Source organism: Clostridium beijerinckii, assembly GCF_008705175.1.
Classification (GTDB): domain Bacteria; phylum Bacillota; class Clostridia; order Clostridiales; family Clostridiaceae; genus Clostridium; species Clostridium beijerinckii.
Window position 1 is genome coordinate 2156686 of record NZ_CP043998.1, and the last position, 14416, is coordinate 2171101.

At 31.6% G+C, this 14416-nt stretch carries 9 protein-coding genes; 7 read left to right on the forward strand and 2 right to left on the reverse strand.

The genetic code is table 11. From position 1 onward, the window contains the following. Positions 1-132: 132 nt before the first annotated feature. Positions 133-1182 carry a sulfate/molybdate ABC transporter ATP-binding protein gene (locus tag F3K33_RS09800; RefSeq protein ID WP_039773865.1) on the reverse strand — a complete coding sequence of 350 codons (1050 nt, stop codon included), beginning with the start codon at positions 1180-1182 and terminating at the stop codon, positions 133-135. Continuing rightward, entirely contained in the window at positions 1182-1859 is a 678-nt protein-coding gene (gene modB, locus F3K33_RS09805; RefSeq protein ID WP_039773864.1) for a molybdate ABC transporter permease subunit, read from the reverse strand. The genes F3K33_RS09800 and modB overlap by 1 nt, the downstream gene beginning before the upstream one ends. A 557-nt stretch (positions 1860-2416) precedes the next feature. On the opposite strand from modB, the gene F3K33_RS09810 reads away from it, so the two are divergent. The 7 genes from F3K33_RS09810 to ygfK all read left to right on the forward strand — a co-directional run bounded on the left by F3K33_RS09810 (position 2417) and on the right by ygfK (position 14043). Further along, positions 2417-3733 (forward strand): YgeY family selenium metabolism-linked hydrolase, encoded by a 1317-nt coding sequence (locus tag F3K33_RS09810; protein WP_039773863.1) that lies wholly within the window; start codon positions 2417-2419, stop codon positions 3731-3733. Between the two features lie 26 nt (positions 3734-3759). Beyond that, entirely contained in the window at positions 3760-4953 is a 1194-nt protein-coding gene (ygeW, locus tag F3K33_RS09815; protein WP_039773862.1) for a knotted carbamoyltransferase YgeW, read from the forward strand. 127 nt (positions 4954-5080) lie between these two features. Beyond that, positions 5081-6001: a carbamate kinase gene (arcC, locus tag F3K33_RS09820; RefSeq protein WP_039773861.1), complete on the forward strand. Its 921-nt coding sequence runs from the start codon at positions 5081-5083 to the stop codon at positions 5999-6001. An 807-nt stretch (positions 6002-6808) separates the two neighbouring features. Next, positions 6809-8185: a dihydropyrimidinase gene (hydA, locus tag F3K33_RS09825; protein ID WP_039773860.1), complete on the forward strand. Its 1377-nt coding sequence runs from the start codon at positions 6809-6811 to the stop codon at positions 8183-8185. A 119-nt stretch (positions 8186-8304) separates the two neighbouring features. Then, positions 8305-8946: a helix-turn-helix transcriptional regulator gene (locus F3K33_RS09830; RefSeq protein WP_017212897.1), complete on the forward strand. Its 642-nt coding sequence runs from the start codon at positions 8305-8307 to the stop codon at positions 8944-8946. Between the two features lie 405 nt (positions 8947-9351). Then, positions 9352-10635: a guanine deaminase gene (guaD, locus tag F3K33_RS09835; RefSeq protein ID WP_039773859.1), complete on the forward strand. Its 1284-nt coding sequence runs from the start codon at positions 9352-9354 to the stop codon at positions 10633-10635. Between the two features lie 390 nt (positions 10636-11025). Then, a complete protein-coding gene (gene ygfK, locus F3K33_RS09840) occupies positions 11026-14043 on the forward strand; it encodes a putative selenate reductase subunit YgfK (RefSeq protein ID WP_039773858.1) in 3018 nt (1005 codons plus the stop codon). Positions 14044-14416 lie beyond the last annotated feature (373 nt).

A 14416-nucleotide genomic window follows, 5' to 3' on the forward strand; every position in this document is an offset into this window, starting at 1 on the left:
CTGTAGTCTTGATTTGCAGTTTTATGCAAAGGTGATGGAAAAGTTAACTTAAGCTTATCTATCACCTTTTGTATATTCACATAAATTTAAAATGGGTCTTTTTAATTATGTATAGTAGTAAATGACTTAAGTCTAAAAATAAAATAGATGGTCATTTGGAAAGTTGAGATATACACTAGTGTTTAGAGAGAAATTCATATTCTTTTTTTCTACCTTAAATTCAATCAATTTTGCATCTTTTTTAGTATTGTTTTTCATATATATAGTAAATTCAAAGGGGTTTTCTATAATAGTATCAATAGTATAAGGAAAAGTATTAATGTTTTTATTATTGTTTCCACATATTTCGATATCATGAGCTCTTATGCAGATATATTGGATATTGTCTGGAATCTCCTTATTAATAACATATTCATGCCCCCAATTTTCAGCATAAATGGTATTTTTCCCAGTCTTTTTAGCTTTAGATATGTTTTTACATCCTGTTAATGTAGCTTCTGTAAGACTTTTAGGATGTTTAAATAAGTCTCTCTTTTCTCGATTTTCTAAAGAAACTCCATTTTCATAAACAATTATATTGTCGCAAACTCTATAAGCTTCAGCTATATCATGAGTAACAAAGATAACATTACCACTATAATCTTTTACTATAGACATTAATTCTTTTTCTAAATCATTTCTTAAATGTTGATCTAAAGCAGAGAAAGGCTCATCTAAAAGTAAAATATCAGGAGACGTTATAAGTGCTCTAGCTAAAGCTACTCTTTGCTGCTGCCCGCCAGATAACTGCCAAGGATAGCGTTTTTCGAGTCCACCAAGATGTAATCTTTCTATATATTCTCTGATTAAGGATTTCTTTTGATCTTTTTCCATCTTAGAAATACCTATTTCAATATTATCAATTATATTCATATTAGGAAACAAAGCATAGTTTTGAAATAGATAGCCGATTTTTCTTTTCTGTGGAGTTAAATTAATTTTATTCTCTGAATCAAAAAAAATCTTATCATTTACAATTATTTTTCCTCTAGAAGGAGTAACTAATCCGGATATACATTTTAAACTCATACTCTTACCAGATCCTGATGCACCTAAGAAACCTAGAACACCGCTTTTTTGCTCAAAATTCACATTTAAATTAAATGGGGAGAGATGTTTTTCTATATTTACATATAAGGACATTATTTAGCACTCCTTCCCATAAGTTTTAATTGAACTTCTGACCAATAGTTTAATATTAGAATTAGAAATAATGATAAAGTAACAATTATAATAACCCAAATAATCGCTTTTTGCATATCTCCACCTTCGGCTGCAAAGAATATTGCAAGTGGCATAGTTTGAGTTTTTCCAGGGATATTACCTGCTAGCATAAGTGTTGCGCCAAATTCACCCATAGCTCTTGCAAAAGATAAAACTAGTCCACCTATAATACCTGGCATGGCTAATGGAATAGCGATTTTATAAAATATTTTAAATTCACTAAGGCCAAGAGTTCTGGCAGCAGAAAGAATATTGATATCTATTTGCTCAAAAGCAGAACGCGTGGTTCTATACATCATAGGAAATGAAACTACTATAGCCGCAATGACTGTAGCACTCCAGCTGAAAATTAAAGAAGTATTGAAGAGGTCCAGTAGCTTTCCTATAGGACCATTTTTACCACAGATAAGCAATAAAAAGAAACCTACAACAGTTGGAGGAAGAATTAAAGGTAAAGTAAATATCCCATCTATTATTCCTTTAGATTTTCCTTTAAAGTTTGACATCCAATAAGAAACTATAATTCCTAAAAAGAATGTTATTACTGTTGATAATGTAGCAGTTTTTATAGAGATCCATAAAGGTGAAAAATCCATATTAATTCCTCCTCAAAAATTAGACAGACTAAAAAATTGTTAAAAGATATAGCATAATTTAGTGGTAGCCAGTTTAAAAATTTTAATTATAGTAGATTATTATTGTTAAAAAACCATGCAAAATGGAATAAATATATAATACAATATTTAAATATGTTTTATATAGTCATGTTTGATAATGTTTAGTTCGGTTTTATTATGATTTTTATAATATTAGCATTAATTCTATAAAAATACAATAGTGTATTACATATGCTTAATTTTGTTTTCTGATAGTAAAAAAATAATAGAAATATTATTTAAAAAGATGACTTGAAAATATTTACAATTTAATTGAAAAGATGTATGATATTACCATAAAAATGAATTTGGTATAAAAAATTTTTTTTAGGTGAGGAAATGGTTTGTAGAATATATAAGAGATTAATTTAATAATAATATTTCAGAAGTGAATTTTATAGGTTACTAAATATCATTACAAACAAAGTAGACAAGCGTTTATTTCCGTTATAAATATGATTCCAAATAAAATATTAATTAAGATAGGGGAAGAGAATATGAATTTTGATCAAATTAAATCAAAGTCTGAAAACTATAAGGAGGATATGACCAAATTTCTTCGTGATTTGGTTGCAATACCTGGTGAAAGTGCAGAAGAAGAAGGTGTTATAAAAAGAATAGAACAAGAAATGAAAAGCGTTGGATTTGATAAAGTAGAAATAGATCCAATGGGTAACATTTTAGGATATATGGGTACAGGAGAAACTTTAATAGGCTTTGATGCTCATATTGACACAGTTGGTATAGGAAACAGAGACAACTGGGATTTTGATCCATACGAAGGATATGAAACAGAAACTGAAATAGGTGGACGTGGTACTTCTGATCAATTAGGCGGAATCGTTTCATCTGTTTATGGTGCAAAAATAATGAAAGACTTAGGCCTTTTAAATGAAAAATACACAGCATTAGTTGTTGGTTCAGTTCAAGAAGAAGATTGTGATGGACTTTGCTGGGAATATATAATCAAAGAAAGTAAAATCAGACCTGAATTTGTGGTTTCCACAGAGCCAACAGATGGTGGTATCTATAGAGGACAAAGAGGCCGTATGGAAATACGTGTTGGTGTTCAAGGAATTTCATGCCACGGTTCAGCTCCAGAAAGAGGAGACAACGCAATTTATAAAATGGCTGAAATATTAATGAACATTCGTGACCTTAACGAAAATGATGCAGCTGATAATAAAGAAATTAAAGGCTTAGTAAAAATGTTAGATGAAAAATACAACCCAGAGTTTAAAGAGGCTAACTTCTTAGGAAGAGGTACTGTTACAACTTCTCAAGTATTCTATACTTCACCAAGCCGTTGCGCAGTTGCTGACTCATGCTCAATTTCATTAGACCGTCGTATGACAGCAGGTGAGACTTGGGAAAGCTGTTTAGAAGAAATTCGTCAACTTCCGGCTGTTAAAAAATACAATGCAACAGTAAGTATGTATAACTATGATAGACCAAGCTACACTGGTTTAGCATACCCAATTGAATGCTACTTCCCAACTTGGGTAATTCCAGAAGATCATATTGTAACAAAAGCATTAGAAGAAGCATATAAAGGTCTTTACGGCACAACAAGAATCGGTGCTGCTGAAAATGAAGCAATGAGAAAAGCTCGTCCACTTACTGATAAATGGACATTCTCTACAAACGGCGTTTCAATTATGGGACGTAATGGAATTCCTGTAATAGGATTTGGACCTGGTGCAGAAGCTCAAGCACATGCTCCTAATGAAAAGACATGGAAAGAAGATTTAGTAAAATGTGCTGCAGTTTATGCTGCTGTTCCAACTATATATATTTCAAATAAATATTGTTAGCGAAAATTAAGGGGGATATTAAAATTATGAGTATTGTCGATAAATATGTTAATGAGTTAAAAAGCTTAAAAATTGATCAAATGTATAAAAATGACTTTTTTCTTACATGGGAAAAAACTACAGATGAGTTAAAGGCAGTTTATGAAGTGGCAGATGCATTAAGAGAATTACGTAGAAATAACAAATCAACAAGATTGTTTGATAGTGGACTTGGAATTTCATTATTCCGTGATAATTCAACACGTACTCGTTTTTCCTATGCTAGTGCATGTAATCTTTTAGGTCTTGAAGTACAAGACTTAGATGAAGGTAAAAGTCAAGTCGCTCATGGTGAAACTGTAAGGGAAACAGCTAACATGATTTCATTTATGGCTGATGTCATCGGAATTCGTGATGATATGTATATTGGAAAAGGAAATAAATATATGCATACAGTTGCTGATGCAGTAAGGGAAGGATACGAAGATGGAGTTCTTGAACAAAAACCAACATTAGTAAATCTACAATGTGATATTGATCATCCAACTCAAGTTATGGCAGATATGCTACATATCATACATGAGTTTGGTGGCATTGAAAATTTAAAGGGTAAAAAAATAGCTATGTCTTGGGCTTATTCACCGTCTTACGGTAAACCATTATCTGTACCACAAGGGGTTATAGGGTTAATGACACGTTTTGGTATGGACGTTTGCTTAGCACATCCAGAAGGCTATGAAGTAATGGAAGAAGTTGAAAATATAGCTCGTAATAACGCTAAGGAATCAGGTGGAACATTCACAAAAACTAATAATATGGCAGAAGCATTTAAAGATGCAGATATAGTATATCCAAAGAGCTGGGCTCCTTTTGCAGCAATGAAAGAACGTACTGATCTTTATTCAGAAGGCGATTCTGAAGGTATTAAAGAATTAGAGAAAAAACTTCTTGCTCAAAATGCAGAACATAAAGATTGGGAATGTACAGAGGAATTAATGAAAACAACTAAAGATGGAAAGGCACTTTACTTACATTGCTTACCAGCTGATATTAGTAATTTGTCATGTGAGAAAGGTGAAGTTGAAGATTCTGTATTTGACCGTTACAGAGTTCCACTTTATAAAGAAGCAAGCTATAAGCCATATATTATAGCAGCAATGATTCTTCTAGCAAAGGTAAAGAATCCTGCAGAAGTTTTAGAAAAAATGGCTCAAAGTGAGGATATAAGATTCAGGGGTTAGTAACTAATAAAAAATATACACATTTAAAAAGAGCAGCTATGCTGCATATAAGAACATTTCATGGCAATTTTAGACTTGTTATTTATTCTCATGTGCCTAAACATTTAAAAGAGAATTGGAGTGATATATGGTGAGTAAGATTGTAATAGCGTTAGGAGGAAATGCACTTGGAGATACGCTGGAGGAGCAAATGAAATCAGTTAAATTAACTGCTGAAAGTATTGTAGATTTGATCGAAAGTGGAAATCAGGTAGTTATTACTCATGGAAATGGACCGCAAGTGGGAATGATAAACTCAGCAATGGAGCTTGTTAAAAAATCTCAAATACCATTAACAATGTGTGTTGCAATGAGTCAAGGGTATATTGGATATGATTTGCAAAATGCCATTAGGGAAGAACTTTTATCACGTAATTTAAATAATCCTGTCACAACTCTCATTACTCAAACTCTTGTGGATCCAAATGATAAAGCATTTTTAACCCCTACAAAGCCAATTGGAGGTTTTTATTCAAAAGAGGATGCTGAAAAATTAGAGAAGACTGGAATAGTGATGAAAGAAGATTCAGGTAGGGGATATAGGCAAGTTGTTTGTTCTCCAAAACCTATTGATATAATTGAAAAGGAAACGATTTTAGAGCTAGTATCAGCTGAAGAAATAGTTATTGCATGTGGTGGTGGTGGAATTCCAGTTATTCAAACAGAAAACAATCATTTAAAAGGTGTACCAGCAGTAATTGATAAAGATTTTGTAGCAGCATTGTTAGCTAAAGAGATAGATGCAGATAGTTTGATTATTCTAACAGCAGTAGAAAAAGTTGCTGTAAACTTTGGTAAACCAAATATTAAATGGCTGGATTCACTTACAGTGGAAGAAGCTAAAAAGTATATTAAAGAAGGCCAATTTGCACCAGGATCTATGCTTCCAAAAGTACAAGCAGCTTTAGAATTTGTTTCTTCAGGAAAAGGAAGGACTGCAATTATTACGCTTCTAAGCAAAGTACAGGATGGAATTCTAGGTAAAACAGGTACTCACTTTAAAATGTAAAGTTAAACTTATGCATTATGCTATAGATAACCCAACTAAGACCTGAACTTATGAATATTATAACTCGCCGAAATGAATAACATACTTTTGTTCCAGTTTCTAGGTAATTCTGATGGGTGATTCTAAGGCTATAAAGTTGCACCCAAAGTGCTGGCCTCAAAGGACAAGCTTTGAACTAGCACATTTGGAACAACTTATAGCCAAAGAATCACATCCATCAAAATTACCAATGAAACATTCCACAAAAATATATTACCCATTTCTAGTGGGGATATATTTCATAGTATAAATCTAACTTATAATTGGCTTATCTATATAGATATCCAAAACAAAACTTAGACTTATGCAATAACTTACCGAAAGGACAGGTACTCTGTTGTTTCGGTTACTGAGAATAAGTTGAGGCTTTCTAACATAATAAGTTGCACCATTTCAGCATGATCCCGAGACAAGCTCGTGACAAGCAAAAATGGAACAACTTATGATGAAGAAATGCCTGCAACATATTCTCTAATGTAACACTGCATATTATGACCCCTGTGGTTACAAAAGAGTACCTGTCCTTTCTGATATAGCAGATTTTTCAAGCTATAAGTATAATTCTCAAATTTGATATCTATAGATATCAAAATCGTAACCTAGACTTACGCAGTAACTCACTGAAATCATAAATATTTTGCCCCACAGCTAGCTGTTGGACATTGTACTCGTTGAGGATATAAGTTTAACTAGAGATTTAGGAGGAGAGGAATACAACTACATATAAGGAATAATCACAAAAACATAAAATGAAAGAAGTGCTTATGAATGATTATTATTAAAAATGGAACTATTGTGACTGAATCGGAAAGTTATTGTTCAGATATTATGATAGAAAATAATAAAATATCTTGTATTGGGGTAAATTTGTCCAATGATAATGCAGAAATCATTGATGCTTTGGGAATGTATATAATTCCTGGAGCAGTGGATGTGCATACTCATATGGATTTGCAATCTGGAAATAGCCGTTCAATAGACGACTTTTATACTGGAACTGTTGCAGCTGTTTGCGGTGGAACTACAAGTATTGTTGACCATGTAGCCTTTGGCCCTAAAAATTGTGCTCTTCACCATCAAATTGACGAATATCATAAATTAGCTAATGGAAAAGCAGTAATTGATTATGGATTCCATGGAGTAGTACAGCATGTAAATGATGAGGTTTTATCTGAAATGGAGTCTTTGGCTAAAGAAGGAATTTCTAGCTTTAAGATTTATATGACATATGATTTTAAACTGGATGACGTCTCAATTTTAAAAGTATTAAAAAAAGCAAAAGAATTGGGAGTAATTATTGCTGTACATGCTGAAAACAATGATGTTATAAATTACCTTAGAGAAAATTATGTTTCAAATGGCTGTTTAGAAACAATATATCATGCAAAATCACGACCAGACCATTGTGAAGCCGAGGCAATTAGCAGAGTGCTACATCTTGCAGCATTGGCAGGAGATGCTCCAATTTATATTGTTCATATTTCTACTGAAAAGGGATTGGATGAGATAAGAAAAGCAAGAGCACAAGGGCAAAAGAATATTTTTTCTGAAACTTGCACTCAGTACTTAACAATGACAGAGCAAAAATATCTTGAGCAAGATAATAATGGACTAAAATATGTAATGTCGCCACCTTTGCGTCAAAGTAATGATATTGATGCTCTATGGAAAGGCGTACAAGATGGTGCAATTAATATAATTGCTACTGATCACTGTTCATTCAATCTAAAAGGCGACAAACAAAAGGGGATTAACGATTTTACAAAATGCCCTAATGGAGCTCCTGGCGTTGCTGAACGAGTAAGGGTGATTTTCTCTGAAGGTGTTATGAAAAAGAAAATTTCAATTAATCGTTTTGTAGAACTTTTATGTACAAATCCTGCAAAGATTTATGGACTTTATCCTAAAAAGGGTTCTTTGATTCCAGGTGGGGATGCTGATATTACTATAATTAACCCAAATTCTGAGTATACTCTTACAAGAAGTATGCTTCATGGAGCTGTAGATTACACATGCTTTGAAGGCATGACATTAAAGGGAGATATTGATATTGTAATACAGAGTGGTAAAGTAGCTTATAAAAATAATAAGTTTTTAGGGAAAAAAGGTGATGGAAAATTTATTAAGAGAAAAGTAATTGGATAATAGTATATTGTTTATTTAATATATTAAGCACAGTGGCCACAATAGTTGGTTGTATGCTTTGAATTATAACAAAACATATTTATGTAATGTAAATATAAGATGATAAAGGAGATTTTAGAATGAATGTATATGATGATTTGGATTTTTTTAAAAGGCTTATTAAAGGGATTGCAGAAGAGTTTGGTCCAAACTGTGAAGTCGCGATTCATGATCTAAAAGCAGGATATGAACATAGCATTATAGCGATTGAAAATGGTCATGTTACAGGACGTAAAGTTGGGGATGTTGCATCGCGAATTGCAATGGAAACAATTCACTCAAATCTTCAGCATAAAGACCATTATAGTTATAGTACCCGTACAAATGATGGACGTATTTTGAAATCTACTACTATATGCATTCCAGATGAAAATGGTAAAGCGAAAGCACTTCTTTGTATTAATTATGATATCACTCAGCTAATGGTATCTAATAAGATTATAGAAGATTTTGTTTCAATAAAGGAAGTAGAACGCAGTGATGAAAGTGATGTTACAATTCCAACTGATGTTAATCAACTTCTCAAAGACTTAATTGAGGAATCGTATCAATTAATTGGAAAACCTGTTGCGGTCATGACTAAAGAAGATAAAATGAAAGCCATTAAATATTTAGAGAGTAAAGGTGCGCTTTTAATTAAAAGATCGGGAGATAAAATTTCAAAGTTCTATGATATTTCAAAATATTCACTTTACAGCTATTTAAATAATAATGAGGATTAAATATAATCACTGTAAAATATTTAAAAGGATTAATAAAAAATCGAACAATTAGTCTTTCATTCTATAGATTATTAATTTAATAAGTAATAATTCTGTGTAAATCAGATATATATAATAATAGAACTCATATATAAAATAAATAAGATTAGATGAAATGTATTACTTAAATATATAAATTAATTGAAAAATACCAATATATGGAATATAATTGAAATTGATCAACTAGTCAGTTAGTGATAATAAAAACAAGAAAGGACTAGTTCGTCAAATTGACAATACGGTAAACGTTTCCTTAAAAATTTATATTTAATTTATAAAAGTGACCCTTTGATCATTGGTAATGTATATTTTGGGTACATGAAAGAAAATTATATTTTTGAATGTGCCTTATTAGGAGGGCTTGTGATGCAAGATGAGTATATTGTTAAAGGCAATATTATTTTTACTAAAGAATTAGGTAAGTATGAAATATTTGAAAATGGATATATTGTTATTGATGGTAAATTTGTTAAAAGTGTTTATAAAGAGCTGCCTAAAAAATTCAGTAAACTAAAGATTTTAGATTATGGGCATGCACTTATAATACCAGGATTTATTGACATCCATTCACATGCACCACAGTTTCCAAATCTAGGATTAGGACTAGATAAGGAACTTATGCCATGGTTAGATTCATACACCTTTCCAGAAGAAAAAAAATATTCAGATATAGACTATGCAAAAAAAGTGTATTCTGCTTTTGTAAAAAGTTTATGGAAATATGGCACTACGAGATCTTGCGTTTTTGCTACCATTCATAAGAATTCAACAAAGTTATTAATGGATTTGTTTGCAGAAGCAGGATTAGGTGCATATGTAGGAAAGGTTAATATGAATAGAAATGCACCAGAATATTTATTAGAAAGTGCAGAGGAATCCATTCATAATACTAAAGAACTATTAGATGAATATGGGAAAAAATATGAATTAGTGAAACCTATTATTACACCAAGATTTGTTCCAACATGCAGCTTTGAGCTCTTAAAAAGTCTTGGGGAATTATCAAAAAAATATAATGTTCCAGTGCAATCTCATTTGAGTGAAAATTTGAGCGAAATTAGTTTTGTGAAAAAACTACATCCTAAATTAAAAAACTATGCAAGTGTCTATAATGAAGCGGGATTGCTTGGTGATCTTCCTACTATAATGGCTCATTGTATTTGGCTAGAAGAAGAAGAAATTGAACTAATGGTGAAAAAAGAAGCTTTCATTGCCCATTGTCCTAATTCAAATAACAATTTATCAAGTGGTATTGCACCTATTCGAAAATTGATGAAAAAAGGGTTAAACATAGGACTTGGAACAGATATATCAGGTGGACATAGTGTATCGATGGCGAATGTAATTGCTAGTTGTGCTCAGGTGTCAAAGTTAAAATGGCTAGAAAGTAATAAATCAGACAAGCCTCTAACCACAGCAGAATTATTATATTTAGCAACAAAGGGTGGAGGAAAGTTTTTTGGTAAAGTGGGAAGTTTTGAAGAAGGATATGAATTTGATGCCTTAATTATTGACGATAGCAGTCTATCCATCTTCAAGCCATTGTCAGTAGAAGAAAGACTAGAAAAATTTATTTATACAGGTGATGACAGAAATATTAAGGAAATATATGTAGCAGGTAAAAAGATAGAAGAACCGAAACAATATTGAATATTTTTACGCTAAAATTTGATTAACTAGTTAATAAGTATTGACTTATATTTATTTCAGTTATAGATATCACAATCATAAACTGCACTTAGACTATGAAATATCTTCCAACCAGAAATGATTAATATACTTTTGTAGAATGTTTCATTGGTAATTTTGATGGATGTGATTCTTTGGCTATAAGTTGTTCCAAATGTGCTAGTTCAAAGCTTGTTCTTTGAGGCCAGCACTTTGGGTACAACTTTATAGCCTTAGAATCACCCATCAAAATTACCTAGAAACTGGAACAAAAGTATGTTATTCATTTCGATGAGACATACGCATAAGTTCAGATTTTAGCTGGGGTATCTATAATTTAAACAGAAAAAATAGAAAATAGGGGGATTATTTATGAGTGATAAAATGCAACGCATTCCTTTTGAAAAAATGTTAACTTGGATTACTAGAGAGTTAAAAGAAAAAGAATCTATTTTTGGCGTGCATAAAGATAAATTTTATTATAATGAAACTGGAAAATCAATTACGTTATTTAATGAGAAACTTTCATCACCACTTGGACCGGCAGCAGGCCCAAATTCTCAATTAGCACAAAATATTGTTTGTGCATATTTAACTGGAAGTCGTTTTATTGAATTAAAAACAGTACAAGTTATTGATGGAGAAGATATTACAGTGTCTAAACCTTGCATCAATGCACAAGATGAGGGGTACAATGTAGAGTGGTCTACAGAATTAAAGGTATCAGAAGCCTTTGATGAATATGTAAAAGCCTGGTTTTTACTTCATGTCTTAATGAAAGAGCTCAAATTTGCAAAGGAAAGAGATTTTATGTTCAATATGAGCGTGGGATATGACTTGAAAGGCATAAAATCTTCTAAAATTGATACTTATATTAAAGGGATGCAAAACGCATCGTCTACAAAAATTTGGACAGAATGTCAAGAAGCACTTCTTTCTCATATAGAAATGTTTTCTGAATTTACAAAGGAAGATTTGGAAAAAATTTCACCAACTATTTGTTCATCTATTACGATCTCAACACTTCATGGTTGTCCTGCTAATGAAATTGAAAGCATTGCTAGCTATTTTCTTGAAGAAAAGAAATTAAATACTTATATTAAAATGAATCCTACATTACTAGGAGAAAAGTTTGTTAAAGAAACTTTAACAGCTATGGGTTATGACTATATAGTTCTTAATGGGCATCATTTTACAAATGATTTGCAGTACTCAGATGGAATTGCAATGCTAAAACGTTTGAAGGCGGTCGCAAATAACTTAAATTTAGAAATAGGAGTTAAACTAACTAATACACTGCCAGCTAAAATTACTAATAATGAATTACCAGGAGAAGAAATGTATATGTCTGGACGTGCATTATTTCCACTATCTATATCTTTAGCAAGCAAATTAGCTAAAGAATTTAATGGTGATTTACAAATTTCTTATTCAGGTGGGGCTGACTTCTTTAATATTGATAAAATATTATCTACAGGAATTAGTCCAATAACATTTGCAACATCTATCTTAAAGCCAGGTGGTTACGAAAGAATAACTCAAATGGCTAAAAAAGTTGAGAAGCAGCTTAATGGTAAAATTTCTGGAATTAATGTAGAAATTCTGGAGGACATAGTCAAGGAAACTATTAATGATAAACATTATCGAAAAGAACTACGACTTGTTAATAGCAGAAAACTTAATTCTAACCTTCAGTTTTATGATTGTGCAGTTGCACCTTGCTCTGTAGGATGTCCAATTAATCAGCAAATCCCACAATATACAGCTTTAGTAGGACAAAAAAAATATGATGAGGCTTTTTCAATAATTGCGATAGATAACGCGTTACCGGCTATTACATCAACTATTTGTAATCATAAATGTCAGACTAAATGTACTAGGATTGATTATGATGAATCTGTTTCAATCAGAGATTTAAAACAAATTGCAGTTTTAAATGCACAGGATAAATTTATTGAGTCTATTGAGCCAACAGATATTAGAACCGGGAAAAAAGTTGTTATTATTGGAGCTGGTCCTGCAGGTCTTTCATTAGCTCTTTTCTTAAGAAGAAATGGTGTAGATGTTACTGTAAGGGATAAAAAGGAGAGTGCATTGGGTGTTGTAGAACATGTTATACCTGAGTTTAGAATTTCTTCTGAAATGATTAAAAAAGATTTGGAAATGGTTAAAAAGCAAGGAGTAAAATTTCAATTTTGTATAGATGAAAATATCAATTTGAAGGAATTAAAAAAGGAATATGATTATGTAGTGTTGGCCATAGGAGCATGGAAACCTGGAAAAATTTCATTAAGCGATTGCGATAATAAAGCAATTAATGCTATTTCATTTTTAGAAAAATATAAGAAAAAAGAAGGAAAGATTGCTTTAGGTAAAAAAGTTTGTGTTATTGGGGGAGGAGATGTTGCCATGGATGCAGCACGCTCAGCTAAAAGAGTGAGTGGTGTTGAAGAGGTTTCTATTATATATAGAAGAACCAAAAAATATATGCCAGCGGATAATGAAGAAATAGAACTTGCTATTTCTGAAGGTATTTTACTTAAAGAACTCCTTACGCCAATTTCTATTAATGATGGAAAACTTACTTGTGAAAAAATGATTTTAGGTGATAGAGATGCATCCTTAAGAAGAAGTTCTGTAGGTACTGGAGAAATAACAGCATTAGATGCAGATACAGTTATTATAGCAACAGGTGAAAAAATTGATAGTAATTTATTAAGACAAAATGAAATAAATTTGGATTCTAATGAATTTCCTATTGTTAACGAAAAATTAGAAACAAATATTGCAAATGTATATATCATTGGTGATTTAAAAAAAGGTCCATCTACAATTGTTAATGCAATAGCGGATGCAAAAATAGTTACAAAAGATATTCTAGCAAAAGAAGGTTTAAGTTCTGATTTTAAGGAAAAAGATTATTGTACTGATGAAAAGATATTATATGGAAGGAAGGGAAGATTAGGAGATTCAAAGTCTTGTGAAGAAGAAGCTGATAGATGTTTAGGGTGCAAGAAAATTTGTGAATTATGCGTTGATGTTTGTCCTAATAGAGCAAACGTAATGATTAATGTAAACAGTGATTTTGTTTCTAATCATCAGATTATACATTTAGATGGTATGTGCAATGAGTGCGGTAACTGTGGTATTTTTTGTCCTCATAAAGGAAATCCATATAAGGATAAAATAACAGTTTTTTGGAGTAAAGACGATTTTGAAAATAGTGATAACAAAGGATTCTTTATTGAAAATTTAGAAAAAGGTATTTGTCTAGTAAGAACTGAAGAAAGCGATATTATAAGTTATACTGCTTCGCAGCAATCAGCAGTTTCAAAAGAAATGGCTAGTCTAATTCAAACGTGCATAGATAAGTATGATTATATGCTTTAGGCATGTGAAAATAAATAACAAGTCCAAAGATGCCATGGATATTTTTCGTCAGGCAAGGAGGCAAATTGCCCTCATAGTGGGTCTATTATAAGTGAGAGTCCAAATCTTGTATTTGTTTTCTCGAACTTAGTTAAATTGCGCATGCAATTTAACCTCCTTTAATGATGGAAAATAGGCTAGTAAATGGACTTGTCATTTTTTGAATGTGCCTTAGTATTAAAAATTAAATTGATAGCAAGCGAAGAGGTTATGTACCATTACAAGAGGGGGAGTGTATGGCAAGGATTTAGAAAATTGAAACAACAATAAGGCACATGAATTTGTTATTTATTTGAATGTGCCTAACACTAGCTATAATTTTAAGGAGGACATT

Excerpts from the sequence above, each read along its gene's own strand:
- modB (WP_039773864.1), bottom strand. The coding sequence starts at position 1,859 with ATGGATTTTTCACCTTTATGGATCTCTATAAAAACTGCTACATTATCA.
- hydA (WP_039773860.1), top strand. The coding sequence starts at position 6,809 with ATGATTATTATTAAAAATGGAACTATTGTGACTGAATCGGAAAGTTAT.
- F3K33_RS09800 (WP_039773865.1), bottom strand. The coding sequence starts at position 1,182 with ATGTCCTTATATGTAAATATAGAAAAACATCTCTCCCCATTTAATTTA.
- F3K33_RS09810 (WP_039773863.1), top strand. The coding sequence starts at position 2,417 with ATGAATTTTGATCAAATTAAATCAAAGTCTGAAAACTATAAGGAGGAT.
- F3K33_RS09830 (WP_017212897.1), top strand. The coding sequence starts at position 8,305 with ATGAATGTATATGATGATTTGGATTTTTTTAAAAGGCTTATTAAAGGG.
- guaD (WP_039773859.1), top strand. The coding sequence starts at position 9,352 with ATGCAAGATGAGTATATTGTTAAAGGCAATATTATTTTTACTAAAGAA.
- ygfK (WP_039773858.1), top strand. The coding sequence starts at position 11,026 with ATGAGTGATAAAATGCAACGCATTCCTTTTGAAAAAATGTTAACTTGG.
- ygeW (WP_039773862.1), top strand. The coding sequence starts at position 3,760 with ATGAGTATTGTCGATAAATATGTTAATGAGTTAAAAAGCTTAAAAATT.
- arcC (WP_039773861.1), top strand. The coding sequence starts at position 5,081 with ATGGTGAGTAAGATTGTAATAGCGTTAGGAGGAAATGCACTTGGAGAT.